Annotated in this window: 25 protein-coding genes; 12 read left to right on the top strand and 13 right to left on the bottom strand. The window is 67.5% G+C overall.

What is annotated here, in order from left to right; all coding sequences use genetic code 11:
- The first annotated feature begins 41 nt into the window (after positions 1-41).
- Positions 42-824 carry a helical backbone metal receptor gene (locus FB473_RS07095; protein ID WP_167165959.1) on the top strand — a complete coding sequence of 261 codons (783 nt, stop codon included), beginning with the start codon at positions 42-44 and terminating at the stop codon, positions 822-824.
- Positions 825-879: 55 nt separating this feature from the next.
- Positions 880-1,734 (top strand): aldo/keto reductase, encoded by an 855-nt coding sequence (locus FB473_RS07100; RefSeq protein ID WP_167165961.1) that lies wholly within the window; start codon positions 880-882, stop codon positions 1,732-1,734.
- Between the two features lie 9 nt (positions 1,735-1,743).
- Here the strand turns inward: FB473_RS07100 and FB473_RS07105 are convergent, their stop codons facing one another.
- Positions 1,744-2,937, bottom strand: a complete 1,194-nt coding sequence (locus tag FB473_RS07105; RefSeq protein ID WP_167165963.1) for a MalY/PatB family protein — start codon at positions 2,935-2,937, stop codon at positions 1,744-1,746.
- A gap of 157 nt (positions 2,938-3,094) precedes the next feature.
- Here FB473_RS07105 and tsaA point away from each other — a divergent pair, with 157 nt between their 5' ends.
- The 3 genes from tsaA to FB473_RS07120 all read left to right on the top strand — a co-directional run bounded on the left by tsaA (position 3,095) and on the right by FB473_RS07120 (position 5,010).
- Positions 3,095-3,778, top strand: a complete 684-nt coding sequence (gene tsaA / locus FB473_RS07110) for a tRNA (N6-threonylcarbamoyladenosine(37)-N6)-methyltransferase TrmO (protein ID WP_167165965.1) — start codon at positions 3,095-3,097, stop codon at positions 3,776-3,778.
- Positions 3,779-3,819: 41 nt separating this feature from the next.
- Positions 3,820-4,599 (top strand): PIG-L family deacetylase, encoded by a 780-nt coding sequence (locus tag FB473_RS07115; protein ID WP_167165967.1) that lies wholly within the window; start codon positions 3,820-3,822, stop codon positions 4,597-4,599.
- A gap of 159 nt (positions 4,600-4,758) precedes the next feature.
- The gene (locus FB473_RS07120) at positions 4,759-5,010 is read left to right on the top strand and encodes a hypothetical protein (protein WP_167165968.1); all 252 of its coding nucleotides are present in this window, start codon (positions 4,759-4,761) and stop codon (positions 5,008-5,010) included.
- A 120-nt stretch (positions 5,011-5,130) separates the two neighbouring features.
- Here the strand turns inward: FB473_RS07120 and FB473_RS07125 are convergent, their stop codons facing one another.
- Positions 5,131-5,583 carry a MarR family winged helix-turn-helix transcriptional regulator gene (locus FB473_RS07125; protein WP_167165970.1) on the bottom strand — a complete coding sequence of 151 codons (453 nt, stop codon included), beginning with the start codon at positions 5,581-5,583 and terminating at the stop codon, positions 5,131-5,133.
- Positions 5,584-5,662: 79 nt separating this feature from the next.
- Here FB473_RS07125 and FB473_RS07130 point away from each other — a divergent pair, with 79 nt between their 5' ends.
- A complete protein-coding gene (locus tag FB473_RS07130) occupies positions 5,663-6,862 on the top strand; it encodes a multidrug effflux MFS transporter (protein WP_167165972.1) in 1,200 nt (399 codons plus the stop codon).
- Between the two features lie 51 nt (positions 6,863-6,913).
- Positions 6,914-7,642, top strand: coding sequence for an SDR family oxidoreductase (locus FB473_RS07135; protein ID WP_167165974.1), 729 nt, complete (start codon positions 6,914-6,916; stop codon positions 7,640-7,642).
- A 63-nt stretch (positions 7,643-7,705) separates the two neighbouring features.
- Here FB473_RS07135 and FB473_RS07140 read toward each other — a convergent pair whose 3' ends face one another.
- The 7 genes from FB473_RS07140 to FB473_RS07170 all read right to left on the bottom strand — a co-directional run bounded on the left by FB473_RS07140 (position 7,706) and on the right by FB473_RS07170 (position 14,649).
- Positions 7,706-8,545 carry an SDR family NAD(P)-dependent oxidoreductase gene (locus FB473_RS07140; protein WP_167165975.1) on the bottom strand — a complete coding sequence of 280 codons (840 nt, stop codon included), beginning with the start codon at positions 8,543-8,545 and terminating at the stop codon, positions 7,706-7,708.
- The gene (locus FB473_RS07145; protein ID WP_167165977.1) at positions 8,545-9,582 is read right to left on the bottom strand and encodes an NAD-dependent epimerase/dehydratase family protein; all 1,038 of its coding nucleotides are present in this window, start codon (positions 9,580-9,582) and stop codon (positions 8,545-8,547) included. Before FB473_RS07145 ends, FB473_RS07140 begins: the two co-directional genes overlap by 1 nt.
- 199 nt (positions 9,583-9,781) lie before the next feature.
- A complete protein-coding gene (locus FB473_RS07150) occupies positions 9,782-10,708 on the bottom strand; it encodes a LysR family transcriptional regulator (protein WP_167165979.1) in 927 nt (308 codons plus the stop codon).
- A gap of 30 nt (positions 10,709-10,738) precedes the next feature.
- Positions 10,739-11,503, bottom strand: a complete 765-nt coding sequence (locus tag FB473_RS07155; RefSeq protein WP_208390468.1) for an SDR family NAD(P)-dependent oxidoreductase — start codon at positions 11,501-11,503, stop codon at positions 10,739-10,741.
- A 12-nt stretch (positions 11,504-11,515) separates the two neighbouring features.
- A complete protein-coding gene (locus tag FB473_RS07160) occupies positions 11,516-12,415 on the bottom strand; it encodes an MBL fold metallo-hydrolase (protein WP_167165983.1) in 900 nt (299 codons plus the stop codon).
- Positions 12,416-12,491: 76 nt separating this feature from the next.
- A complete protein-coding gene (locus FB473_RS07165; RefSeq protein ID WP_167165985.1) occupies positions 12,492-13,412 on the bottom strand; it encodes a quinone oxidoreductase family protein in 921 nt (306 codons plus the stop codon).
- A gap of 181 nt (positions 13,413-13,593) precedes the next feature.
- On the bottom strand, positions 13,594-14,649 hold the full coding sequence (locus FB473_RS07170; protein ID WP_167165987.1) for an aldo/keto reductase: 1,056 nt from the start codon (positions 14,647-14,649) through the stop codon (positions 13,594-13,596).
- Positions 14,650-14,739: 90 nt separating this feature from the next.
- Here FB473_RS07170 and FB473_RS07175 point away from each other — a divergent pair, with 90 nt between their 5' ends.
- Both FB473_RS07175 and FB473_RS07180 read left to right on the top strand, forming a co-directional pair.
- Positions 14,740-15,870 carry an NADH:flavin oxidoreductase gene (locus tag FB473_RS07175; protein WP_167165989.1) on the top strand — a complete coding sequence of 377 codons (1,131 nt, stop codon included), beginning with the start codon at positions 14,740-14,742 and terminating at the stop codon, positions 15,868-15,870.
- A 46-nt stretch (positions 15,871-15,916) separates the two neighbouring features.
- The gene (locus FB473_RS07180; RefSeq protein ID WP_208390469.1) at positions 15,917-16,426 is read left to right on the top strand and encodes a winged helix-turn-helix transcriptional regulator; all 510 of its coding nucleotides are present in this window, start codon (positions 15,917-15,919) and stop codon (positions 16,424-16,426) included.
- Positions 16,427-16,459: 33 nt separating this feature from the next.
- Here the strand turns inward: FB473_RS07180 and FB473_RS07185 are convergent, their stop codons facing one another.
- On the bottom strand, positions 16,460-17,062 hold the full coding sequence (locus FB473_RS07185) for a TetR/AcrR family transcriptional regulator (RefSeq protein ID WP_167165991.1): 603 nt from the start codon (positions 17,060-17,062) through the stop codon (positions 16,460-16,462).
- A gap of 190 nt (positions 17,063-17,252) precedes the next feature.
- Here FB473_RS07185 and FB473_RS07190 point away from each other — a divergent pair, with 190 nt between their 5' ends.
- Positions 17,253-17,969, top strand: a complete 717-nt coding sequence (locus FB473_RS07190; protein ID WP_167165993.1) for an SDR family oxidoreductase — start codon at positions 17,253-17,255, stop codon at positions 17,967-17,969.
- A 51-nt stretch (positions 17,970-18,020) separates the two neighbouring features.
- Positions 18,021-18,845, top strand: coding sequence for a PhzF family phenazine biosynthesis isomerase (locus FB473_RS07195; RefSeq protein ID WP_167165995.1), 825 nt, complete (start codon positions 18,021-18,023; stop codon positions 18,843-18,845).
- 31 nt (positions 18,846-18,876) lie between these two features.
- Here FB473_RS07195 and FB473_RS07200 read toward each other — a convergent pair whose 3' ends face one another.
- The 3 genes from FB473_RS07200 to FB473_RS07210 are packed head-to-tail and all read right to left on the bottom strand — an operon-like array spanning position 18,877 to position 21,697.
- The gene (locus tag FB473_RS07200) at positions 18,877-19,740 is read right to left on the bottom strand and encodes an alpha/beta fold hydrolase (RefSeq protein ID WP_167165997.1); all 864 of its coding nucleotides are present in this window, start codon (positions 19,738-19,740) and stop codon (positions 18,877-18,879) included.
- A 40-nt stretch (positions 19,741-19,780) separates the two neighbouring features.
- Positions 19,781-20,776: an NADP-dependent oxidoreductase gene (locus tag FB473_RS07205; protein ID WP_167165999.1), complete on the bottom strand. Its 996-nt coding sequence runs from the start codon at positions 20,774-20,776 to the stop codon at positions 19,781-19,783.
- 51 nt (positions 20,777-20,827) lie between these two features.
- Positions 20,828-21,697: an alpha/beta fold hydrolase gene (locus FB473_RS07210; RefSeq protein ID WP_167166001.1), complete on the bottom strand. Its 870-nt coding sequence runs from the start codon at positions 21,695-21,697 to the stop codon at positions 20,828-20,830.
- A 154-nt stretch (positions 21,698-21,851) separates the two neighbouring features.
- Between FB473_RS07210 and lpdA the strand changes: the two genes are divergently transcribed.
- Complete coding sequence (gene lpdA / locus FB473_RS07215) at positions 21,852-23,252, top strand: dihydrolipoyl dehydrogenase (RefSeq protein WP_167166003.1); 1,401 nt, start codon at positions 21,852-21,854, stop codon at positions 23,250-23,252.
- The last annotated feature ends 63 nt before the right edge of the window (positions 23,253-23,315 follow it).

The following is a 23,315-nucleotide window of genomic DNA, read 5'->3' on the forward strand; positions in this document are numbered from 1 at the left end:
TAAGCGACATTATGTCAAACTAGGAACGCGGAAGGCTGCAGATGAGCGTCGACGACCTCGGCTACGAGGTTCTCCCGGGTTCTCCGATTCGCCGCGTCGTGAGTCTGGTCCCATCGCTCACCGAGGCGCTCGCGGAGACGGCCCCGCAGCTGATCGTCGGCTGCACCGACTGGTGCACGCGCCCGTCCGACCTTGATGCCCGTGCCGGTCACAGCGTCGCGAGGGTGCGCGGGACGAAGAATCCCGATCTCGCCGCGATCGCGTCCCTCGACCCCGACCTCGTCATCGCCAACCAGGAGGAGAACCGGCGCTTCGACGTCGACCGGCTGCGGGCGATGGGGCTGGCCGTCTGGGTGACCCGGATCGATTCCGTGGACGATGCCCTGCGCAGCCTCGAGCGCCTGATCGCGGTTGTACTCAGCCGGCCGCTCCCCGGCTGGCTGGTGCGTGCCCGGACGAACTGGAGCTTGCCCGACCCGCCGGTCACGAGACGTGCGGTGGTGTGCATCTGGCGTGACCCGTGGATGGTCGCCGGTCCCGCCACCTACATCGCCGACGTGCTGGGACGCAGCGGTGTCGGCCTCGCTCCCCTGCCGGTCGACGGGTGGGAACGGGCCCGATATCCCCGCGTCGACCTGGACCTGCTGCGATCGAGCGAGGCCGACGTCGTCTTGCTGATGGACGCCCCCTATCCGTTCAGCCAGGCTGACGGGTCGGAGTACTTCGCGGGCGTGGATGTCCGCATCGTCCCCGAACGTCCCCTCGCCTGGTACGGCCCCGGCCTGACGGATGCGCGCTCCGAGATAGCAGCGCTCATGGCCTGAGAAGAACCTCGGTGGGCCGGTCGCGGTCCTCCGCTGCGGGTGCATGATGTTCCCCATGACGCTCACAGACACCACCACCTGGCGCACTTTGAACGACGGCACCACCCTTCCCCCGATCGGCTTCGGCACCTATCCCCTCCGCGGCGAGGCGGGGCGGGAAGCCGTCGTCCGAGCCATCGGGAACGGTTACCGGCTCATCGACTCCGCCGAACGCTACGACAACGAGGGTGCGGTCGGCGCGGCCGTGCGCACGTCCGGTGTGCCACGCGAGGAACTGCGGGTCACGTCGAAGGTGCGGGGCGATCACCAGAGCGCACGAGGCGCCAGGGAGACCGTCGAGGAGACTTTGTTCCGCATGGGCCTCGACTACATCGACCTGATGCTCATCCACTGGCCTCTCCCCCGCATCGACAAGTACTCCGAGGTGTTCGGCACGCTGCTCGAACTCAAGCGGGAGGGTCTCGTCCGCTCCGTCGGCGTCTCCAATTTCCTCGCCGAGCACATCGACCGGCTCATCGCCGATCACGGCGTCGCCCCTAGCGTCAATCAGATCGAACTCCATCCGTTCCTGGCGCAGATCGACCAGGTAGAGGCCAACGCGGCTCGCGGTGTGGTCACCGAGGCCTGGAGCCCGCTGGGTCGCGCCGGCGACCTGTTGGAGCAGCCGACGATCGTCGAGATCGCACGCGCACACTCCACCTCACCCGGCCAGATCGTGCTCGCATGGGAGATCTCGCGCGGCATCGTCCCGCTGCCCAAGGCGGCGTCCGACGAACGCCAGTTGGAGAATCTCGCTGCGTTCGAACTCGCCCCGCGGCTGACGCCCGGTGAGGTGGAAGCGATCACCGCACTCGGCCCGCTGCAGAGGGTCAACCCGCAGCAGGATCCCGCCACGTGGGAAGAGTGGTGATCGAGAGTCTCAGGCGCGTTCGCCCGTCCAGGTGCGGTAACCCGTGCCGAGCCGCTCGATGAGTTCCTCGATGTAGCGGGGCTGGGTGGCGAGGTTCACACGGACGAACCCCTCCCAACTCTTGCCGAACCATTCACCGTAGTCGACGGCTATTTTGCAGTGGTTCTGGACGAAGGCGTGCGTCTGGGTCGCGGGAATCACCGCGCGCAGGTCGATCAGCGGGAGGTAGGTGCCCTCCAGTTGGCACACGACCGCACCGGGCAGCGCCTCCTCCAGCCCCTGCTTGACCCGCGCGTAGTTGGCGACGACCACCTGCTTGAGCGCCTCCAGCCATTCCGCTCCCCCACGGTAGGCGGCTTCGGCGCCGACCAGGCCGAGCACACTCGGGTCGTACTGGCGCCGGGTGTAAGCGTCGTAGCGCGCCCGGAGCGAGGCGTCCGGGATGACGGCGGTGGCCAGGCCGAGCGAGGCGATGTTGAAGGTCTTGGACGCCGAGTCCACGATCACCGTGCCGGACGCGTAGCGCCCGCCGGCGACCGACAGCGCTGGGACGTGTGTGGCGTCACCGAAGGTGAAATCGTGGTGGATCTCGTCGGAGACGACGATCACACCATGCTCCTGGCAGATGCCCAGCATGCGGTCGAGTTCGTCCTCGGTCCACACGCGTCCGGCGGGATTGTGCGGGGAACACAGGATGAACAGCCGCACGTCGTTGTCGACGATGGCCTTCTCGAACCCGGCGAAGTCGATGGTGAACCGGCCGTCGTGATAGCGCAGATCGCTGGCGACGAGTTTGCGTCCGGTGTCGCGTATCGCGTTGTGGAACGGGTAGTAGACCGGTGTCTGGATGAGAACCGCGTCGCCCGGGTCGGTGAACGCGTTGACGAACCAGTACAGCGCGGGGACCACGCCCATCGCGCACCGGATCCACGCCTTCTCGGTGTGGAGGCCGTGCCGTGATTCGAGCCAACCCTGGTAGGCCTCGTAGAAGGAGCCGGGGATGATCCCGTACCCGAAGACGCCATGGTCCACGCGGGCCCGCAGCGCGTCCACGACCACCTCGGGCACCCGGAAGTCCATGTCGGCCACCCACACCGGTAGCAGATCGGGATCCCCGAACCGCGCCTCCAGACCGTCCCACTTGAGGGACGCCGTCCCACGGCGCTCAACCGAATAGCGTTCGACGAACTCGCTGGGCAGCATCCGTATCCTCCTGGTCGGTGAGTCTCGTGCCAGCCTAGAGCGAGACGTTGCCAGGTCCCAATTCACTCCCGCCGTGCCGCGCAGCCCACGTCTGCCCGATACACCTAGGCTGTCGCCATGCGCGATTCCCATCCCCACCGACGTCGGAGGGAGAACCATGCAGTTGAGGCCGGTCGCCCGGATGCACAGTGACTTCCCGTCGAAGTTCGGCATCCCGCGCCAACCGGGACTGGTGCCACAGTTGCGGGGGCGGGTGGTCTTCGAGCCGGAGTTCCGCAACCCCGACGCCGTGCGTGGGCTGAGCGGATTCAGCCACATCTGGCTGGTCTGGGAGTTCTCGGAGTCCATTCGCGACAGGTGGTCGCCGACGGTGCGTCCCCCTCGCCTCGGCGGAGAGGCGCGGATGGGCGTGTTCGCCACCAGGTCACCGTTCCGGCCGAACCCGATCGGGCTGTCGTCGGTCGCGCTCGAATCGGTCGAGTCGGATCCGAGGTTCGGGCCGGTACTCGTCGTGCGGGGCGCCGATCTCATGGACGGCTCCCCCATCTTCGACATCAAGCCGTACGTGGCGAGCGACATTCACGCGGACGCACGGCTGGGGTTCTCGGCGCGTGTCCCCCATGAGCGCCTGGAGGTCGTGTTCCCCGAGGAACTCCGCGCCCGGGTGCCGGCCGCGAGCCGCGAGGCTCTTCTGGGCGTGCTCGCCGAGGATCCGCGTCCCGCCTACCAGGACGATCCCGAGCGTGTCTACGGGCTGGGTTTCGCCGGGGTCAACGTCCGGTTCACGGTGGCCGACGGGACGCTGACCGTGCGCGAGGTCGCCCCCGTCGACCTGTGGTGATCGGGACGGACCAAGGTTGTTGAATGTTGGACAATAGTAGTGTGCCGACTCTGATCTTTCTTCACGCCCATCCCGACGACGAGGCCAGCCAGACCTCGGGGACGATGGCCCTGGCTTCCGACAAGGGCTATCGCGTCGTCGTTGTCTATGCCACGAACGGGGACCACGGGACAGTGCCACCCGACCTGCGGTCGGGCGAGACGGTGGCCGATCGACGGCAGGCCGAGGCCACGGAATCGGCGCGCATCATCGGCGTCCACCGCGTCGAATGGCTCGGGTACCGGGATTCAGGGATGAACGGGTGGGCCCAGAACGGCGATCCCGACTGCTTCGCGCAGGCCGATGTCGACGAGGCCGCCGCCCGGCTCGCCGCGATCCTCGACGAGGAGGACGCCGATGTGCTCGTCGGCTATGACTGGCACGGCACCTACGGGCATCCGGACCACGTCAAGGTCCACACCGTCGCGTACCGCGCGGCCGAACTCGCCGCCCACCGCCCGCGGGTGATCGAGGAGACCCGCAGCACCGATGCCGATCGCCTTCTGTTCGCACAGGCCAGGGAGGTGGGCCTCGACTTCGGGGAAGAACAGGTCGGGGACGACGGCCTGCCCATGGGCGTGCCGGCCTCCGACATCAACTGGCGGGTCGATGTGTCGGGGGTCCTCGACCGTAAGCGTGCCGCCCTGGCGGCCCATGCGAGCCAGGAGGACGCCAGGGCTCTGCTGGGCCTGCCCGCTGTCGTGTTCGACGCCTGGATGTCGAGCGAGTACTACCGCGAGGACGGGCTCGGTCGTCCTCTGGCTGACGGATGGCCCTTCTGAGCAGGAGCGTCGCCGTCCCTCCGTCGGCCTCGCCCGGCTCCTGAACCTCCGATTCCGACCCACAGTGTGTTCACAGTGCACACAACGTGGTTTGCCAACTTGGGCTGGCCTACTGGGGATCACGACGAACAAGGGATGTCGTGAGGGAAGGGACTCCAGATGAAAGCCAGCTACCAGATCGGAACCGACTACCAGATCGGAAGGGACGCGGAGGCGACCACGCCCGCACCCGGCAGGAGGAGGGGCGTCGTCGCGGCATCGACCCGGGGTCGTGGCCAGTCCGTCGCACTCGGCAGGAGCGACATCCTCGCGAGGATCGATCAGTGCATCGTCAACGGAACCCTCACGCCCGGTGAGGGTGATTCGGTCAGGAGGGCCGTCGACGCCGGCATCATCAGGCACAGGAGGTGATGAGCTCCGGCGCGACCGAACCAGGATCACACGCGGCAGGCGGCTGTCCCCCCGGCAGCCGCCTGCCGCGTGTGATCCTGCTCGTCGGTGCCGATGTCGGGCTCAAGCGTCCACCTGATCTCAACCGACGCGGTGGCGTCCGTCCGCCAGGGAGTCGTTCAGGTGGGTCAGAAACTCGACAGTGGCGTCCAGTTCCCGTGTCCGCTCCCCGACCAGTGGGCGGAGAGCCGCACTCCAGGCAGCGTGCAGCGTCGCGAGTTCCTCGGCCGCTTGTTGAGTGGGCCACAGGTGCGCCTCGCGCCGGTTCTCGGTGGCCGACATCCGCTCGACCAGGCCCTCCCCCTCCAGGACGCGCAGTGCGGCGCTGAGGTTGCTGCGCTGGATGCCCACCGCGTCTGCCACCTCGCTGGGTGTGTCCCCTGGGTGTTGCTCCACCCGGCGCAGCACCTTCACCTGCTGCGGTGTGAGTGGGACGACCCCGGTCATCAGCCCTCGCAACTCTCGCGCGATCGACGTGATCAGATCGGCCAGCTGCGCGTATTCGTCCGGCGCCGACAGCGGTGTCTGAGGCATGTGACCATGGTACGGTTCTCGATAGTTATTGCGCAATAATTACTGTGTAATCATCATCTTCGGGAACCCAAGGAGTTACATGACCACGCCGACGCGTGCTGGACGAAGCGTGCCCGTCCCCCTGCTGCTCACCATCGCGCTCCTCAGTGCTGTGTCTCCCCTGTCGACCGATCTGTACCTCGCGGCGTTCCCCACGATTCTGGCGGAGCTCCACACCACCGCGACCGGCGTTCAGCTGACCCTCACCGCCTTCCTCGTGGGTGTCGCCTTGGGTCAGCTCGTCTTCGGCCCGTTGTCCGACAGACTGGGCCGGGTTCGTCCCCTGCTCGTCGGGTCCGTCGTCTGTGTCGCGGCGAGCGCGCTGACCGCGGTGGCGCCGACGATCGGTGTGCTGACCGCGGCGCGCTTCGTCCAGGGCCTCACAGGCGCCGCCGGCATGGTCATCGGTCGCGCCATCATTTCCGACGTCGCCGCCGGCAAGGCGGCGGCGAGGGCGTTCAGCCTCATGATGATCGTCGGCGGCGTCGCCCCGGTCGTCGCTCCCCTGCTCGGTGGCTTCCTGGTGGGCTGGATCGGCTGGCGCGGCATCTTCTGGGTCGTCACCGGCCTCGTCGTGGCGATGCTGGTCGCCAGTCTGATGGTCATCAGGGAGACTCATCGTCCCGAGAAGGCGACGGCGGGCGGACGCGCGGACCTGCGTGTGCTCGCCTCGCGCGGATACCTCGGCCACGTCGTGACGATGGCCGCCGGGTTCGCCGCGCTCATGGCATACATCTCTGCCTCGCCGTTCGTCTACCAGCAGATGATGGGCTTCGGCCCGGTACCTTACGGTGTCCTGTTCGGTCTCAATGCGGTGGGGATCAGCACGTGCAGCGCGGTCGCCGCCAGACTGACCGCCACACACCGCGTCCGCGCCGTGCTCGGCGCGGGCCTGATCGGAGTGAGCGCCGGCGTGGCCGCCCTGCTGATCCTGGTGCTCAGCGGGGCGCCCGCGCGCTGGTACACGGTGGCGATCTTCGTGGCGGTGTCGAGCCTCGGCTTCGTCTTCGGGAACTCGACGGCACTAGCTCTGGCGCAGGCACGCGGAGTGGCAGGCACCGCGTCCGCGCTGATGGGAGCGCTGCAGTTCGCGCTGGGCGCCGTCGTGGCTCCGCTGGTCGGTATCGCCGGTGAGAGCACCGCACTGCCCCTGGCCGTGGTCATGGCATGCGCGATGGCCGTGTCCGCGACGGGCTTCGCCGTCGCCGGCCGACGAAGCGAAATGGTCATCACCGCATGACGGCACCAGGACCGGCGCCCCATGATGGACGAGGACGAAAGGGAGCACAACATGGCTGATCTCAACGGCACGACGGTGGTGGTCGTCGGTGGCAGCTCCGGCATCGGGCTGCGGGTGGCCGAACTCGCGGCCGAACGGGGAGCCCTGATCATCCTGGGTGGACGGGATCCGGTCAGACTGACGAGCGCGGCGAACGCGGTGGAATCCGCGGGGGCGGATGTGACCACCCTGACGGTGGACGCGCACGACCCCGCGTCCCTGGGTGACTTCTTCGAGCGGATCGAGGGCTTCGATCATCTCGTCTCGACGATAGGAGCACCGATGGGCGGCGGATTCCTGTCGGCACCGCTGTCGGAGATCCGCCGGACCGTCGAGTCGAAGTTCTTCGCAAACCTGAACATCGCACGCCTGGCCGCCGGGAAGCTCCGTGACGGGGGCTCCCTGACCTTCACATCGGGTACCGGCGGGCGCGCACAGGACGCCGCAGGCAGCTACGTCGGCAATCTCGCGGTCCATGCGATGATCGAAGGACTCGCCGTCGAGCTGGCCCCCGCAGCCCGCGTCAACGCGGTGGCGCCGACCTGGACGGACACGCCGCTGTGGGCGGACCTGCCGGCCGAGGAGCGCGCGGCGACCAAGGCGAGTTTCGCCGAGACCATTCCGCTGGGACGCACGGCGACGATCGACGAACTCGCCTCCGCCTACCTCTTCCTGATGGAGAACGAGTTCGTCACCGGTCAGCAGCTGGCCGTCGACGGAGGGATCATGCTGGGCGCCTGACGCCGGCGGTGCCACCGCACGAGACGAATTCGTCCCACCCGAGGCCCTCGTGGGTGAGGTGCCTCAGCCCGTTCCCCCTCGGCGTCGGAACGGGCTGGCGCCGCCGGCGACACAGCCACCGTCGCAGAGGATGTCGGTACCCGTGAGATAGCCCATGCGTTCGTCGGCCGCAGCCGCGTAGAGGTGAGCTATCTCCTCGGGCCTGCCGAGCCTCTTGATCGCACTGTTGCGCACGTAGGTCATCGACTCCTCGCTCTCGAGGTCGCCCATGGGTGTGTCGAAGCTGCCCGGGGTGACCGACACCACGCGCACTCCCCTGGCGCCGAAGCGGGCGGCGTCCGTGCGCGCGAACCAGATCACGAAGTGCTTGCTGATGCCGTAGGCGACCCCTGTTCGAACCGTGCGTGGGAACAGGTGGACGCGGCGCATCATCCCGCGCATGAACCGGCTTCGATCGGTGCGGCTCAGAGGGTAGACGTGGGTCGGCATCACAATCTTCGGCGTCAGATACGCCGACATGGATGAGGTGTCGATGACGCAGCCCCTCGCGTCCATCACCTCGTAGAAGGCATCGTTGACGTTGACGGTGCCCAGAGCGTTGGTCGCCATGATCACACCGGGATCACCCATGTGGGGCGACATGCCGGCGGCATGGATCACAGCCGTCACCTGGCCGCGCTTCGCAGCGGTCCGCGCCAGTTGCCGCATGCTCTCCCGATCCGCGACGTCGCCGGCCAGAGCCTCGGCGTCCACCCCGGTCGCGCGCAACTCGGTGACGACCGTTTCGAGCTTCGCCGGCGTCCGACCGGTGAGGACGATCTGATAGCCGCGCTCCCCCATGGCCCGGGCAGTGGCGCGGCCGAGGCCGCTGCCGCCCCCGGTGATGACACACACGTCGTCCATCAGGCCGCCCGCGTGATGACGCGGCCTTCGCGTTCGAGCCAGTCGATGGTGTCCGCGAGCGTGTCGCCGAAGGGACGGGTCTGGAATCCCAGTTCCCTGCGGGCCTTCGAGGAATCGAACAGGTTGTTCCGGGTCAAGTTGTACACGGCGAAGCTCGTCATGCGCAGGTTCTTGCCGAGGACCCTTCCGATCAGGTCGGACACGTGCCCGAGCACCTTACCGGCGCCCGCGGGGAGGATCGTGGTGACCTGCGGGGTTCCCGTCAGGTCGCTGAGCACGCGGAACATCTCCTCCATGCTCACGCACTCGTTGCCGAGGATGTACCCCTCGCCCGTGCGTCCTCTTTCGACAGCAGCGACGGTGGCGTCAGCGAGATCACGGACGTCGACGGCGTTGAAGCTGCCTTCGATACCGGCCTTCATCTTGCCGTCGCAATAGTCGATGATGAAGCTCGTGACCGGCCCGAAGGCGTAGTCGTCCGGTCCGGCGATGCCTGTCGGGTAGACCAGGGTGGCGTCCAGTCCCTGGTTGCGGACGGCGTCGAGGACGAGTTGGGACGCGGTGGCCTTCGTCCACCCGTAGTACCCGACGACAGCGTCCGGATCGAACCGATCCGGTTCGGTGATCGGGACACCGAAGGGTGTCTCGAGGATCCCGCCGGTCGAGCCGACATAGACCAGCTTGCGAACATTGTGGGTCAGACAAGCGTCGATGATGTTCTGGGTGCCCGTGACGTTGACGTCGTGGACCTTCTGGCTGAAGCCGCCGTCGACCGTCACGATCGCGGCGGTGTGGATGACGACCAGTTCACGTCCGCTCTCGGCCGCGAAGAAGCGCTGCAGGCTCACGGTATCGGTGACGTCGCCGGTGTGCAGGCTGACCTGGTCGGGGACCCGATCGGCTGCCGGATCACCTGGGAGTACGAGGCCGCGCACGTCCTGGCCGTCGGCCAGGAGCCGTGCGGCGACGGAGCTGCCGAGATTGCCGGCAACGCCGGTCACCAGGTAGAGGGGCGGCTGCTGATCCTGCTCAGGCATGAAGAGGTCCTTTCGGAGATGTGCTGTGACGACGCTCCGATCCTCTCCACCACGAGCGGTTCACGAGTCGTCCGCCCGGACCGACCTGAGGTACTGCGCCCGCAGTACCCCGTTCGACTCGCATCCTGCAGGACGGTTCCCGGTCGATCCGTCGATGCGATCGGTCGTGTCTCTCCGCTTGTAAGCCCCGTTTATTGAATCAGTGGAATCCCTGATCGGCGGGTGAGGGACGAGAACTGCCGCCGATCGGCTGCAGCGCGGCACGGATGTGCCGGATGAGCAGCCGTGCCGCGTGCGACGGTGGATGGTGGTCGGCGGTGGCGAGGAACAGCGACCACTGCAAGGGGGTGGCCAGCTCCAGCACCTTGACATTCGCGGCATGTCCCTCGGCGACGAAGGCGGGCACCATTGCGACGCCGACGCCCTTGCCGACGAGCACGGGGATCGCCCAGGCGTCCGGCGCCTCGACCACGATGCTGCGGCGCAGTCCCCTGCGACCCAGTTCCTGGTCGAGGAGGTCGCGATTGCCGAATCCGGCCGGCGAGTCGACGAACGGGCAGTCCATGAGATCTGCCAGGTCCACGCGGTCACGGCCGGCCAGTTCGTGGCCGGCAGGCACGAGCCCCACGAACGGGGCGTCGCCGAGGCGCGTGAGGGACAGATCACCGGGCAGCGGCCCCGCCGGGGACATCAATGCGAAATCGACCTCCCCCTCGTCCAGTTGCCCGGCGAGTTTCGCGGTACCGGCGATGTGCAGGTGCACCGCCACGTGTGGGTGATCGGCGCGGAACGCGGCCACCGCCCGCGGAAGATCGACCAGCCCGAGGACCGGCAGAACACCGGCCACCACCGTGCCTCGCACGCCGCGCCGGACCTCGTCGACGGCTTCCGCGGCGGCCTGGACGTCGGCGAGCACCCGTTGCGCATGCGGCAGCAGTGCGGTGCCCGCATCGCTGAGCACCACGCCTCGCGCGGTCCGCTCGAACAGGGGGACACCGAGTTCGCGCTCCAGCGCGCGGATCGCGGTCGAGACGCCCGACTGCACGACGTGGAGGGTCTCCGACGCGGAGGAGAAACTGCCGTCTCTGGCGACCGCGAGGAAGTATTCGAGCTGTCGAAGCTGCATGTGCCTTGTCCTCGCCTTGACGAAACCCGGTCAGTGGGCGGTCTGGCCGCCGTCGATCGGGTAGACAGCCCCGTTGACGAAGGACGCCAGGTCGGAGGCGAGGAACAGAACGACTCCCGCGATCTCCTCCGGTTCCGACACCCTGCCCTGCGGGGAGTACGACAGCACTGTCTCACGCATCGCCGGATCAGCGAGCCACCCGTCGATCATCGGGGTACGGACCAGACCCGGTGCGATCGCGTTGACGCGGATTCCCTGCTGTGCGTAGTCGAGCGCGGCGGCCTTGGTGAGCCCGATCACGCCGTGTTTGGCAGCGGCGTAGGGCGCCATGCCTGGATCGGCGATCAGACCTGCCACTGACGAGGTGTTGATGATCGAGCCTCCGCCGTGGGCGAGCATCGCCGGGATCTCGTGCTTCATCGACAGGAACACGCCTGTGAGGTCGACTGCGATGGTGCGGTTCCAGGCTTCGATCGACTGTTCCACCAGGGCGCCGGTCGGCGGCAGGGAGCCGGCGTTGTTGAACGCGACGTCGAGCCGGCCGAACTCGTCCAGCGTCACCTGCACGAGTCGCGCGAGGTCCTCTTCGCGAGAGACGTCGATGGGGACGAAGATGCCGTGCCCACCTGAGGCCGTCACCGCCTCGGCCGCCGCGTCCCCGCCGTCGCCGCGACTGGCGATCACGACGTTGGCTCCTGCGCGGCCGAAGGCGATCGCGGTCGCCTTTCCGATACCGGTGGATCCTCCGGTCACCACCACGGTCTTCCCGCTGAAATCCAGTGTCTGCTGCGTCATCGTCGTCATCTCTCAGTCGGTCCACCGGACATAGAGCACCATGGCGCGGGCGTGGCTCTCGGTCCACAACTCGACGCCTTTCATCGGGCCGTCCAGCCAACGAGAGGACAGTTCTTCGGTGGCTCGGCGGACGACTTCCTCGATGACGAACTTGATGCCGGCCTGTTCGCTGTCGCGGTGCTGGGCCAGCAGTTCGGGGGTGTTGATCTGGTCGTGCAACCTCTTGACGGTGGCGTAGACGTCCAGGACGTAGCGCTTGGTCAGTTCGACGTCGCTGCGTCGGGCGACATCGGCGGTGTGGCCCGAGAGGAAGTACTCGAAGTCGTACTCGAGGAACCGGTCGAAGGCACCCATGTAGGAGTAGATGTTCTCGCTCAGGTCGAAGTCGAGCAACGGCACCCAACTGCGAGCCAGTAGGTCGATCGCGACCAGTACCTTCTCGTTCGGCAGGTACAGCACAGTGTCCCCGTCGGCGGAGTGGAAGCCGTCGCGGAACAGGTGGATCTCCCGATTGCCGATGTTCAGGGTGACGGCGGTGTCGAAGACGGTTGTGGGCAGGGGGCGAGCGGGATCGTTCTTCTCCGCGAGGAATCGCGCCGTCCCGGTCTCCGCGATGATCTGGATGCCCTCTGCCAGCAGGTAGGCGCCGCCGATGTGGTCGGTGTGCCCATGGGAGTAGATCATCGTGCGGACGGGTTCGTCGGTGACGTCGGCGATCGCCTCACGCAGATGATCGATCAGGGGCAAGGGGGCGTCGAGCAGGACCACGCCCTCGCCCGTGGTGAGGAACAGGGTCTGATAGTTCCCGTTGGAGACCATGAAGACTCCCGGGCTCAGTTCGCGGGTGAGGAAGCCCGCGGACAGATCGGTCACAGAGTCGGGCTGGACGTGGATTCGGGGTGATGTGGGCACAGCGGTGCCACCTTTCTGGCGCAGTGGCCGTAAGAAACGGAGAGGACGGGGAGTGGAAGGAACCGAAAAGAGGAGATCAGGGAATGAGGACGGGTTTGGCAGGACCCTCGCCGTGCCAAGCCTTGTCGAAGTCGTCGAACCCGATCGGGTCGGCTGCGACTTCGAGCTCTCCTGTGGCAGCGAGCCCGGCCAGCTGTGCGAAGGCCGAGAGCCTTTCCTCGGTGCTGGCAAGGAAGTTCGAGTGTCCCACCAGGATGGCGCCCTTGTTGCGGAACGCCGGGGCGTTGATCGTCGCGGTGGGACCGGCGGAGTTCCCGACCTGGACGACCCGTGCGTCCCGGGCGAGGTGCGTGGCGGCGACGGCCAGTGGGGTGCCCCACAGCAGGTCGACGATGACGTCGAAGCCGTTCGGTGCGACCGTGCCGAGCACCGTGTCGAATGCTGCGGGATCGGCCACTGATGCGGGTGTGCCGCCGAGCCGCTCCACTCGGTCCAGGCCCTCCGCGGATCGCGCCGTACCCACGACGATGCCCGCACCCAGTGCACGGGCCGCTTGCACGGCAATGGTGCCGACCGCCCCGGTAGCACCCAGGACGAGAACCGATTCGCCCGCCGCCAGGTGACCGGACCGGGTGAGCGCCAGCCACGCCGCCACGCCGGGGACGCCCAGGGCTGCGGCGCGGACCTCGTCCAGGCCGTCGGGCACCGGTGTGGTCTCGGCGCCGGCCAGGGGGACGAACTCGGCGAACGACCCATAGGGCGCCGGGGGCGCGAAGAAGTACCTGAGCTCGCCGTCTGGTGTACGGGCGACGCCTTCCAGCCCGGCGACGGCGGGGGGCACGAGCCGGCGGAACGCCATCGTGCCCGCGGCGATGACGCGGTCGACCGGGTTCAGCGGCGCAGCGACGACGCGCGCCACCGAATCGGAGGCCGGCGGTTCGGGAAAGTCGGCGACACCGGCATCGGCGCCGACGCTGCTCACGACTACTGCTCGCATCGGAAAGCTCCTCACTTCACAATCTGTCGCACGATCTCGGCGACATCAGCAGTCTGCGTCGCCGGAGTGCTGCCAACAAGAATCGAAAAGTGATGGCCGCTATCACCGATGGTGAGGTTCGCCGGCCTGGTCCGGCCTGGGACGCAACGTCGGCTCGCGCTCCGGGACCGCCGAAGGCGCCTCAGGCGACGGGCACCACAGGCTGGTCGAAGGACGCTGCCGCGCCACCCTGGAGCCCGTTGAGCGCCCTGGCGTTCGCCTCGTGCGGGATACCGAGCGGGATGGCACTGACCTGGGTGAGCCGGTCGTACTGCTCCTCGGTGAGATCGAGTTCGAGCGCTCCCAGGTAGTCGTCGAGCTGGGCGAGGCTACGGGGACCGATGATCGGAATCAGCGAAGTGGCCGATCGTCGCGAACGCTCGTTCACCCAGGCGGTCGCGACCTGCGCCGGGGTGCGTCCGACCTCGCTCGCGATCGCGAGCACCGTGTCGAGCGTCGCAGTCACCTGGTCTGTGGATTCGGAGTGGACGAGCCTTCCCCAGTCCGCCAGCCTCCCCTGTCGGCTGCTCCGATACTTCCCGGTGAGCAGTCCCCCGCCGAGTGGCGACCACAAGGTGGTACCGAGGCCGAGCGCCTCGGCCATGGGAAGCAGTTCGCGGTCCGCGGAGCGCTCGACCAGACTGTACTCGACCTGGATGCCGGCCACCGGTGCCCAGCCGCCGAGGTCGGCCAGCGTGGCGGCGCGAGACACCCGCCACGCGGGGAAGTTCGAGAATGCCGCGTACAGGATCTTGCCCTGGCTCACGAGGTCGTCGAGTCCGCGCAGCAGTTCCTCGGCCGGTGTCAGGGCGTCCGGGTAATGCACCCACAGCAGATCGATGTAGTCGGTGCCGAGCCGCCGCAGGCTGGCCTCGACGGAGGTCCGCAGGTTCTTGCGCGCGTTGCCGGTGCGCGACACTCCCCCGGCGGGGTCGGCACCGACAGTGAACTTGGTTGCCACGACGAGGTCGTCACGGGCGGGGCCGACGAACTCGCCGACCAGCTGCTCGGACTGGCCCGCCTGATAGGTGTCGGCGGTGTCGATGAAGTTCCCTCCCGCCTCCACGAACCGATCGAAGATCCGCCGGGCCTCGTCGTGGTCGGCCCCGGTGCCCCACGCCGTCCCGAAGTTTCCTGTGCCCAGCGCGTACTGCGAGACGCGCAGGCCGGTCCGGCGGCCGAAGGTGGTGTAACGCATGGGAACGCTCCTGGCTCGTAGCGATCGAAGGACTTCGAGAGCAACGCTAGAGCTCTAGCTTTGTTTAAACAACCCAGATAGCATGCGCGTATGACTCTTGCCTCCGAGACCACTGACACTCTCCTCGATGGCGCCGATCCATCGCCGCTGTTCACCCCGTTCCGCTTGTCAGGAGTGGAACTGTCCAACCGGTTCGTGATGGCCCCGATGACCCGGCGGTTCTCCCCGGGTGGCGTGCCCGGCCCGGATGTCGCTGCCTACTACGGCCGCAGGGCTGCGCACCTGGGACTGATCGTCACCGAGGGCACCTACATCGATCATCCGTCCGCCGGGACGAGCGGTCGCGTGCCACGGATCTACGGCGAGGACGCCCTGACGGGGTGGCGCCGCGTGGTCGAGGCGGTGCACGCCAACGGCGGGAAGATCTTCCCCCAGCTGTGGCATGTGGGTCTTGCCCGCCAGGAAGGTGCCGAGCCTCGTCCCGACGCTCCGGTGCTGAGCCCGTCGGGGGTGGCACCGGACGGCACGCCCGTGGGAAGGGCCGCCACCGAGGCGGATATCGCGGAGATCGTGGCGTCGTTCGCCCGCGCCGCTGCCGACGCCCAGCGGACCGGCTTCGACGGCGTGGAGCTTCATGGGGCGCACGGCTATCTGCTCGACCAGTTCCTGTGGGCGGTGACCAACCACCGCACGGACGGGTATGGGGGCAGCCTGGCGGCCCGTGCCCGCCTGAGCGTCGAGGTGGTGTCGGCGGTGCGGGCGGCGGTCGGGCCCGATTTCCCGATCATGTTCCGGTTCTCGCAGTGGAAGAGCAGCGATTTCGACGCCCGGATCGCCGAGTCTCCCGCCGAACTCGAGGCGCTGCTGACGTTGCTGGTGGAGGCGGGAGCGAACGGGTTCCACGTGTCCACCCGCCGCTACTGGCTTCCTGCCTTCGACGGCGACCCGCGCACTCTTGCGGGCTGGACGAAGCGGATCACCGGCCTGCCGACGATCGCACTGGGCTCGGTCGGGGTCAAGGCGCCTTTCCTGGGCGACCAAGCCGCCGAGTCGCCGCTCAGCCTGGCCCCGCTGCTGGAGTTGTTCGACAGGGGCGAGTTCGACCTGGTCGGGCTCGGACGGGCTGAGCTGTCCGAACCAGAATGGCCGACCAAGATTCGTGAGGGACGGCTGAGCGAGATCAGGGGCTACGCCAAAGTGCATGAGACAGAACTCTTCTGACATGTCCCTCCGGGTTGACGAAGGAAAGCTGGACTAGGAGCCGATCATGCCGGTTCGATCGAAGATGCTGGCCAACGCACTGGACAGCACGTGCGCCATCAAGCGCTCACTCGGGGTCCTCACTGACACGTGGACCTTCCTGGTACTTCGGGAGGCATTTCTCGGGCGGCGGACCTTCGCGGAATTCCACGACGAGTTGGGGATCGCGACCGACGTCCTCAGCGCCCGGTTGGCCGGCCTGGTCGAGCACGGGGTACTGAAGAAGGTGCCGTACCAGGAGCCGGGTCGGCGGACCCGCCACGCGTACGAGCTCACACCGGCCGGTGAGGATCTGAAGGTCGTGATGGTCGCGCTGCAGCAGTGGGGCGAGTGTCACGTGCCGACTGCGGGGGGTCTCGGCGTAGTACCGCTCGTGCGAGATTCCGGGAAGCGCGTCCGGGTGTCGCTCGTCGACGAGGACGGGGTGCCCGTGGAGCCGACGGCTGCACAGTTCGTCCGACTGGCCTCGCCCGAATCCCCGGCCGTGGTCGACGAAGTGAGAGGCGACGTCGGTTGAGCGACTGTCCCCGGTGCACCACGGGCCATCCGGTCAGCGGCGCAGCAGGACGACGAGCTGAGCCGAGATGTCCTGCACGATGTCGTCGACCTCGGGCGCCGTGCCGGGGTGCGCGGCCATGCTGAGGAACATCACCGCGGAGACGATGTGGGCGAGTGTCATGGCCTGGCCCGCGTGCAGTCGCGTGTCCCGCCCGAGAACGGCGGCGACGGCCTGCTCGGTCTGGGCGACGATGGCGATGGCGTCGCGATGGTGGGGCTCTCCGAGGTCGCCGAAGACCATCTCCCGCAGATAGGTACGCCCGTTCTCGACCTGTTTGCGGTTGCACTCCACAACTGGGCGGATGATCGCCAGCACCGCCTCGAGCGGGTCGGCGATGAGCTCGGCGGCCGCGCGGCCCTGTTCCAGCGCTTCGGCATAGGCGGCGTTCTGTACGAGCAGGAGGAGCTCTCCTTTGGACTTGACGTACAGGAACAGGGTGCCGGTTCCGATGTCCGCCTTGTCGGCGATCTGCTGGGTGGTGACATCGTCGACGCCGTGCTCGGCGAAGAGTTCACGGGCAGCGGCTGTGATGCGGTCGAGCTTGGCCTGCTTGTTCCGCTCGCGTCGCCCGGCCGGTTGGTGGGCGAGTGGCATGTGAGCATCCTCCGGGAATTAATACTGATTGTGGTCAGTTATGATCATAGTCGCCAAAGGAAGGTGCGGATCCTTCGGCACCCAATCTTCGCACGGCCCGGCGGAACCGGAGGGCATTGCGATTGTGGTGCGGGGACCGCGGCAGTTCGTCGGCGATCCCGATCGTCCAGAGAACAGGAACACTCAGAACATGCCCTCGCTCAGCGGAGCCGTCGTCCTCGTCACCGGTGCGAACGGTGGCATCGGCACACAGTTCGTCCACCAGGTCCTGGCGCGCGGCGCCGACAAGGTCTATGCCAGCGCGCGCAGGCCGCGTGACTGGAAGGACGAACGCATCGTCCCACTCCCCCTCGACGTCACCGACGCGACCTCCATCCGATCCGCGGCCGCGGCCGCCTCCGACGTGACGGTGCTGGTGAACAACGCCGGGGCGTCGGTCTCCAGCGCCGGCATCCTGACGCAGACCGACGAAGAGATCCGGGCGAACATGGAGACCAACTTCTTCGGGCCGGTCTTCCTCGCCCGCGAGTTCGCACCCATTCTGTCGGCGAGGCCCGGATCGGTCATCGTCGACATCCACTCGGTGTTGAGCTGGCTCGCGGTCAGCGGGATCTACAGCGCGTCCAAAGCCGCGTTGTGGTCGGCCACCAACGCCCTGCGTCTGGAGCTGGCACCCAGTGGCGTGCATGTGGTGGGCGTTCATGTCGGCTATGTCGACACCCCAATGGCCGCCGGGGCTCCCGGCCCCAAGATTCAGCCTGCCGATCTGGTCGCAGCCGTCCTGGACGCCGTCGAGGCCGGTGAGTACGAAGTGCTCGCCGACGAGGGGTCGGTGAAGGTCAAGGCCGGTCTCAGCGCGCCTATCGATGTCCTTTACCCTCAACTGCGCCTTCCCGTGGAGGGCTGAGCGCACGGGAAGGTGTGGCCAAGCGGCCATCCGGAGTGAGAGGGTGATCGGGTGACACGCTTCGAGTTCTCCCAGGTCGATGTGTTTGCGCCCCAGCCACTCGCCGGCAACCCTGTCGCCGTCGTCCAGGATGCCGATGAACTCGACGAGGCGACCATGGCGGGGTTCGCACGCTGGACGAACCTGTCGGAGACCACCTTTCTGCTGTCGCCGACCATCGCCGGCGCCGACTACCGGTTGCGCATCTTCACTCCCGCCGGAGAACTCCCCTTCGCCGGGCATCCCACTCTCGGCAGCGCGCACGCCTGGCTCGAGGCGGGTGGCATCCCGGCAGGTGACACGCTCGTCCAGGAATGCGGCATCGGGTTGGTGGAACTGCGCCGGGACGGCGATGCCCTCGCCTTCCGAGCCCCCGAACTGCTGCGATCCGGCCCCCTGGACGCCGCTACCCGGGATCAGGCGATCGGCGCCCTCGGTATCGACGCGTCACAGGTTCGGCACGCCGCCTGGGCTGACAACGGGCCTGGGTGGGTGGGACTCGTGCTGGACTCGGCCGAGACCGTCCGCGCGATTCGACCCGACTACGACCGGATGGGCGACCTGGCCGTCGGCGTCCTCGGGCGCGACAGCGTCGGGCCCGCCGATGTGGAGGTGCGTGCCTTCGACGCGAGCATCGGCGAGGATCCGGTGACGGGCAGCCTCAACGCGGCCTTCGCCGTGTGGCTGACCCGTGAGGGTCTTCTGCCGCCGTCCTACACGGTGCGCCAAGGCACCGCGCTGCAGCGGGCGGGCGAGGTGGTGATCACCACCGACGCGGAGGGCATCTGGGTCGGTGGGCGCAGCCGGACGCTGATCCGAGGTTCCCTGGCGTTGTGAGACCAGTACGGTCCCGGCGAGGGGGCCGTGGTCAGCGGTCGAGGAACTCGACGGCGAGGGGAACGAACCGCTCGTGGTACTGGAAGATGCCGCCGTGGCCGGAATCGGGATAGATGACGAGTTCCGAGTCCGGGATCTGGTGATGAAGGCTTCGTGACAGCACACTGGGGACCATCCGGTCGTTGTCACCGTTGGCGATGAGTGTCGGCTGACCGATGGCCGTCAGGTCGGCGCTCGGGGCGCGTCCCCAGTTCTTGATCGCCTTCAACTGGGTTCGGAGGGCCGTGACCGTGATGGGAGCATCGCGGTCGCTGGTGCGCTCCTGCAGACGCTTGACGAAGGCCTTCGCCGCGATCCTGCCGGTGGCGTTCCGGTTGAAGAAGAGAAACTCCTTGGGGTCGGACCGGGTCAGGGCGGCGCGCAACGTGTCGAGGTACGTGGTCGTGGCAACCTTGTCGATGTCCTTGCCACCTGCCGGTCCGGTGCCGGTCAGGATGAGCTTGCGGACGAGCTCGGGGTGACGCGCGACCAGCGCCTGCGCGACGAAACCGCCGAGGGAGAACGCGAGGACGTCGATCGTCTCGAAGCCGAGTGCCCGGATGAAGGTGAAGGCGTCGTCCGCCATCGCCTCCACGGTGTCGGGCACCAGGCCGGTCGTCGCACCCACCCCGCGGTTGTCGAAGGTGATGACGCGGTGGTTCTCCGCGATGGGATCGATGACCCTCGGGTCCCAGTTGTCCAGAGTCCCGGCGAGGTGGACGAAGAAGACGACGGGGACGCCTCCGATCGGTCCGAGATCTCGGTAGGCGTAGGTCACCCCACCGGCGGAGATCATCCGAGTTGGCGCATCCTTGTAGGTGGTGACCACAGAGGGCTGGGATCGGTCGCTGACCATGAGCTGTCCTTTCGGAACGTGTACTGCTGGATCGGAGGGATCAGCCGAGGCTGATGACGAGCTTGCCGCGGTGCCCGCCCTTGGTGAGCGCCGCGAGGGCATCCGGGGTGTGGTCGAAGGGATGGACCTCGTCCACGATCGGACGGATCACACCGGCGTCGACGAGGCCGCCCAGCTCGGTGAGTTGCTGACCGCTGGCCCGCATGAAGAGGAACTCGTAGCTGACGCCCAGCCTGCGGGCCTGGCGGCGGACCTTCGCGCTGAGTGCCGTGATCGCGAGTCGCAGCACTGGATTGAGGCCGGTCGCGCGTGCGAACGCGGGATCGGGTGGGCCCGAGATGCCGACGACCTTGCCGCCCGGGCGCAGGACGTGCAGGGACTTCTCCAGGTTCTCTCCGCCGAGGCTGTCGAGTACGAAGTCGTAGCCGTGCAAGATCTTCGAGAAGTCCTCGGAACGATAGTCGATGACGATGTCGGCCCCGAGCGAACGCACCCAGTCGGCAGTCTTGGCCGAGGCCGTCGTCGCGACGTTCGCACCGAGATGTTTGGCGAGCTGGATGGCGGTCGAGCCGACGCCCCCGGCACCGGCGTGGATGAGCACCTTCTGGCCGGGTTGCACGTTGCCGCGTTCGACCAGGGCCTGCCAGGCGGTCAGGGCGACCAACGGGAGCGACGCGGCTTCCTCGAAACTGAGGGACGCGGGCTTGGGCGCGACGTCCGCCTGATCGACCGCGATCCGCTCGGCGAACGTGCCGATCCGGTGGTCGCGTGGCCTCGCATAGACCTCATCCCCCACTGAGAAGCCGGTTACACCAGCCCCGACAGCGGTGACGACGCCTGCGAGATCGTGGCCGAGGACGAGCGGCATCGTGTAGGGCAGGATCTGGCGGAACTCGCCGTCGATGATCTTCGCGTCGAGTTGGTTGATGCTCGCGGCCTTGATGTCCACGAGCAGGTCGTGTTCGCCGAGTGCGGGCTCGGGAACCTCTGCGAGGTGCAGGTCGTCCTTGTAGTGGTCGATGATGAGTGCCTTCATGGCTCGGTTCCTTTGATCGGTTGGTCGTGTGCGGGGCTGCGGGGTCCGGTGCTACGGGTCAGGTGTGACCGTCCTGCGGAGGAAAGCCGTTGCGGTCGTGACGAAGTCGGCATGGTTCTGGAACACGGCGCCGTGACCGGCATGTGGATAGATCTTCAGAGTCGCCTGCGGCAGTCGCCGCTGCAGATCGGCGGCGTTGGTCACCGGGACCATCAGGTCGTCCTCACCATGAACGAGCAGGACCGGCCCCGTGAACGCGTCCCGGTCGGAGGCCGACTGCCCTCCCCAGCGGTGAACGGCTCGAAGCTGCGCCGCGAAGACCGCCGGGATGACGGGCTTCTCCCGGTCGGCGACGCGCTCGGCGAGCCGAGCGAGATACTCCTTGGCGGCATTCCGGCCCGAAGAACTCCGGGTGAAGAACAGCAGGGTCTTTGGATCCGTGAACCTCGCCATTGCACGCAGGGTCGTTCGGACGGTCACCTTTGTCATGGCCGTGAGCCCCGGCCCTCCGGCAGGACCGGTGCTGGCCAGGATGAGACGGTCGACCATCTGCGGGCGCCGGGAGACGATCGCCTGGGCGACCATCCCTCCCATCGACAGGCCCAGGATGTCGATCTGATCTGTGCCGAGGGCTTCGACGAAGGCGATCACGTCGTCGGCCATCGCCTCGATCGAGTCGCGGACCGCCCCGGTGGAGCTGCCGACCCCCTGATAGCCGACGGCGATCACATGGCGGGTCTCGGCGAGACCATCCATGACGCGAGGGTCCCAGTTGTCCAGGTTCGCCCCCAGGTGCACCAGGACGACCAGCGGGATGCCGCCGGGCCGGCCGAGTTCGCGGTACGTGATCGTGGAGTCGCCGACGACCCGCGTGCGCGTCGCGGCGCCTGTGTACCCCCGGTCGTTTCCCGGTGCGGACATGTCTGTCTCCTGACGCTTTTCTCTCGAACTGTTCAAAGTATACTCATAAATGAGCATACTCATAAATATTGGCAGGGAGAACCTCGAACGGCGCGGAACGCTGCCCCCCACGCTCGGTGCCGGTCGAGCGTCGGCCACCACAGAAGGAGAAGCCATGACCAGCCACTACGATGTCGTCGTCCTCGGTGCCGGGCCCGGCGGCTATGTCGCTGCGATCCGGGCGGCACAACTCGGCAGGACGGTCGCCGTCATCGAGAAGCAGTACTGGGGCGGGGTGTGCCTCAATGTCGGTTGCGTTCCCTCCAAGGCACTGTTGCGCAATGCCGAGATCGCGCACCTCGTGACCCGCCAGGCCGCGCAGTTCGGTATCTCGGGCAATCTGACCCTCGATTTCGGCGTGGCTCACGACCGCAGCCGCCAGGTCGCCGGCGGACGGGTCAAGGGCGTCCACTTCCTCATGAAGAAGAACGCGATCACCGAGATCGACGGCTTCGGCAGCTTCCGGGACACTCACACCATCGAAGTGGCGCTCACCGCCGGCGGGACCGAGATCGTCACCTTCGACGACGCGATCATCGCCACCGGGTCCACTGTCCGGCTCCTGCCCGGGGTGCGGCTCAGCGCCAACGTGGTCACCTACGAGGCCCAGATCCTCAACCGCGATCTGCCGGGCTCGATGGTCGTCATCGGCGCCGGCGCCATCGGGATGGAATTCGCTTACGTGCTGGCGAGCTACGGTGTCGACGTCACGATCATCGAGTATCTCGACCGGGTTCTACCCAACGAGGACGAGGAGGTCTCCAAGGAGATCACCCGTCAGTATCGCAAGCTCGGGGTGAGGTTGCTGACCTCGACAAGGGTACGGACCGTGGTGGACGACGGGGCGGCGGTGAACGTCACCTATGTGGGCCCGGACGATGACCTCGGCGACCTGCGGACCGATCGGGTGCTGATGTCCGTCGGGTTCGCTCCGCGGACCGCCGGCTACGGGCTGGACAACACCGGCGTGGTCCTCACCGACCGCGGAGCCATCGCCATCGACGACCGAATGCGCACCAACGTGCCGCACCTGTACGCGATCGGTGACGTGACCGCCAAGCTGCAGCTCGCCCACGTCGCAGAAGCTCAGGGTGTGGTTGCCGCCGAGACGATCGCCGGCGCCGAGACGCTGCCGCTGGGCGACTATCGGATGATGCCCCGCGTCACTTTCACTCAACCGCAGGTCGCCTCCTTCGGACTGACCGAACAGCAGGCCCGCGACGAAGGCCACGACATCACCGTGGCCAGGTTCCCGTTCACCGCCAACGCCAAGGCTCAGGGCATCGGCGAACCGGCCGGTTTCGTCAAGCTCGTTGCCGACTCACGGTACGGTGAGCTCCTCGGTGCCCACATCGTCGGCGCCGATGCCTCCGAACTGCTCCCCGAGGTGACGCTGGCCCAGAAGTGGGACCTGTCGGCCACCGAACTCGCCCGCAACATCCACGCTCATCCCACGCTCGGCGAGGCGCTTCAGGAAGGATTCCACGGGCTCGCCGGCCACATGATCAACCTCTGATCCCGCGGGAACTGCCGGGTGGGTGCACCTAATGCCGCACCCGGGCGCGCGCCGCGACCGCGG

It is taken from the genome of Brooklawnia cerclae (genome assembly GCF_011758645.1).
Taxonomy (GTDB): domain Bacteria; phylum Actinomycetota; class Actinomycetes; order Propionibacteriales; family Propionibacteriaceae; genus Brooklawnia; species Brooklawnia cerclae.

Excerpts from the sequence above, each read along its gene's own strand:
- FB473_RS07095 (WP_167165959.1), top strand. The coding sequence starts at position 42 with ATGAGCGTCGACGACCTCGGCTACGAGGTTCTCCCGGGTTCTCCGATT.
- FB473_RS07100 (WP_167165961.1), top strand. The coding sequence starts at position 880 with ATGACGCTCACAGACACCACCACCTGGCGCACTTTGAACGACGGCACC.
- FB473_RS07105 (WP_167165963.1), bottom strand. The coding sequence starts at position 2,937 with ATGCTGCCCAGCGAGTTCGTCGAACGCTATTCGGTTGAGCGCCGTGGG.
- tsaA (WP_167165965.1), top strand. The coding sequence starts at position 3,095 with ATGCAGTTGAGGCCGGTCGCCCGGATGCACAGTGACTTCCCGTCGAAG.
- FB473_RS07120 (WP_167165968.1), top strand. The coding sequence starts at position 4,759 with ATGAAAGCCAGCTACCAGATCGGAACCGACTACCAGATCGGAAGGGAC.
- FB473_RS07125 (WP_167165970.1), bottom strand. The coding sequence starts at position 5,583 with ATGCCTCAGACACCGCTGTCGGCGCCGGACGAATACGCGCAGCTGGCC.
- FB473_RS07130 (WP_167165972.1), top strand. The coding sequence starts at position 5,663 with ATGACCACGCCGACGCGTGCTGGACGAAGCGTGCCCGTCCCCCTGCTG.
- FB473_RS07135 (WP_167165974.1), top strand. The coding sequence starts at position 6,914 with ATGGCTGATCTCAACGGCACGACGGTGGTGGTCGTCGGTGGCAGCTCC.
- FB473_RS07140 (WP_167165975.1), bottom strand. The coding sequence starts at position 8,545 with ATGGACGACGTGTGTGTCATCACCGGGGGCGGCAGCGGCCTCGGCCGC.
- FB473_RS07145 (WP_167165977.1), bottom strand. The coding sequence starts at position 9,582 with ATGCCTGAGCAGGATCAGCAGCCGCCCCTCTACCTGGTGACCGGCGTT.
- FB473_RS07150 (WP_167165979.1), bottom strand. The coding sequence starts at position 10,708 with ATGCAGCTTCGACAGCTCGAATACTTCCTCGCGGTCGCCAGAGACGGC.
- FB473_RS07155 (WP_208390468.1), bottom strand. The coding sequence starts at position 11,503 with ATGACGCAGCAGACACTGGATTTCAGCGGGAAGACCGTGGTGGTGACC.
- FB473_RS07165 (WP_167165985.1), bottom strand. The coding sequence starts at position 13,412 with ATGCGAGCAGTAGTCGTGAGCAGCGTCGGCGCCGATGCCGGTGTCGCC.
- FB473_RS07170 (WP_167165987.1), bottom strand. The coding sequence starts at position 14,649 with ATGCGTTACACCACCTTCGGCCGCCGGACCGGCCTGCGCGTCTCGCAG.
- FB473_RS07175 (WP_167165989.1), top strand. The coding sequence starts at position 14,740 with ATGACTCTTGCCTCCGAGACCACTGACACTCTCCTCGATGGCGCCGAT.
- FB473_RS07180 (WP_208390469.1), top strand. The coding sequence starts at position 15,917 with ATGCCGGTTCGATCGAAGATGCTGGCCAACGCACTGGACAGCACGTGC.
- FB473_RS07185 (WP_167165991.1), bottom strand. The coding sequence starts at position 17,062 with ATGCCACTCGCCCACCAACCGGCCGGGCGACGCGAGCGGAACAAGCAG.
- FB473_RS07190 (WP_167165993.1), top strand. The coding sequence starts at position 17,253 with ATGCCCTCGCTCAGCGGAGCCGTCGTCCTCGTCACCGGTGCGAACGGT.
- FB473_RS07200 (WP_167165997.1), bottom strand. The coding sequence starts at position 19,740 with ATGGTCAGCGACCGATCCCAGCCCTCTGTGGTCACCACCTACAAGGAT.
- FB473_RS07205 (WP_167165999.1), bottom strand. The coding sequence starts at position 20,776 with ATGAAGGCACTCATCATCGACCACTACAAGGACGACCTGCACCTCGCA.
- FB473_RS07210 (WP_167166001.1), bottom strand. The coding sequence starts at position 21,697 with ATGTCCGCACCGGGAAACGACCGGGGGTACACAGGCGCCGCGACGCGC.
- lpdA (WP_167166003.1), top strand. The coding sequence starts at position 21,852 with ATGACCAGCCACTACGATGTCGTCGTCCTCGGTGCCGGGCCCGGCGGC.